The 821-nt window shown below is 61.6% G+C and carries 1 protein-coding gene; it reads left to right on the top strand.

Features of this window, described 5'->3' with window-relative positions; translation table 11 throughout:
* Nucleotides 1-120: 120 nt before the first annotated feature.
* The coding region (gene ribB, locus EN879_RS37625; RefSeq protein WP_127274797.1) for a 3,4-dihydroxy-2-butanone-4-phosphate synthase at nt 121-821 on the top strand (701 nt) is incomplete at its 3' end.

The following is an 821-nucleotide window of genomic DNA, read 5'->3' as shown; positions in this document are numbered from 1 at the left end:
GGGGAATAGGGGAATAGGGGAATATGTTGCGCTCTTAGCCCGGCCGGCCAAATCTTTTTGCTTTTCCCTACTCCCTTACTGCCCTACTCCCTTATTCCCCTGCGAGCAAAGCGAGCACTTATGCCTTACGACCAGAAGAAAATCGTCGAAGCCCTGCGTGCTTTCGAACGCGGCGAGATCGTCGTCGTCATGGATGATGACGGGCGCGAGAACGAGGGCGACCTGATCGTCGCCGCTGTCCACTGCACGCCCGAAAAGATGGCGTTCATCGTTCGCCACACCTCCGGCATCGTCTGTACGCCGATGCCGCGCGAAGAAGCCAAGCGGCTGAACCTTGCCCCCATGGTCGCCGACAACGATTCCGCCCACACCACCGCTTTCACCGTCAGTGTCGATTTCAAGCATGGCACCACGACCGGCATCTCGGCCGAAGATCGCACTTTGACCGTTCGCAATCTTGCCAACGGCAATGTCGGTGGCTCGGATTTCGTCCGCCCCGGCCACATCTTCCCGCTGATCGCGCGCGAAGGCGGCGTGCTGATGCGCTCAGGCCATACCGAAGCAGCGGTCGATCTGTGCAAGCTCGCCGGCCTGCCGCCGGTTGGCGTCATTTCCGAGCTGGTCAATGATGACGGCACCGTCAAGCGCGGTCCGCAGGTGCAGGCTTTCGCCGAGGAGCATGGCCTCAAGCAGGTTTCGGTCGCCGACCTCATCGCCTACCGGCAGCGCAAGGAAACGCTGGTCGAACGCGTCGCCTGCTCGGAAATCGACACGCTCGGCGGCAAGGCACAGGTCTTCACCTACACGCTGCCGTGGGACTC

Source organism: Mesorhizobium sp. M7A.F.Ca.AU.002.02.1.1, assembly GCF_003998535.1.
Taxonomy (GTDB): Bacteria; Pseudomonadota; Alphaproteobacteria; order Rhizobiales; family Rhizobiaceae; genus Mesorhizobium; species Mesorhizobium ciceri.
The sequence above is the reverse complement of the archived record's forward strand: the minus strand, read 5'-3'. Positions and strand labels throughout refer to the sequence as shown.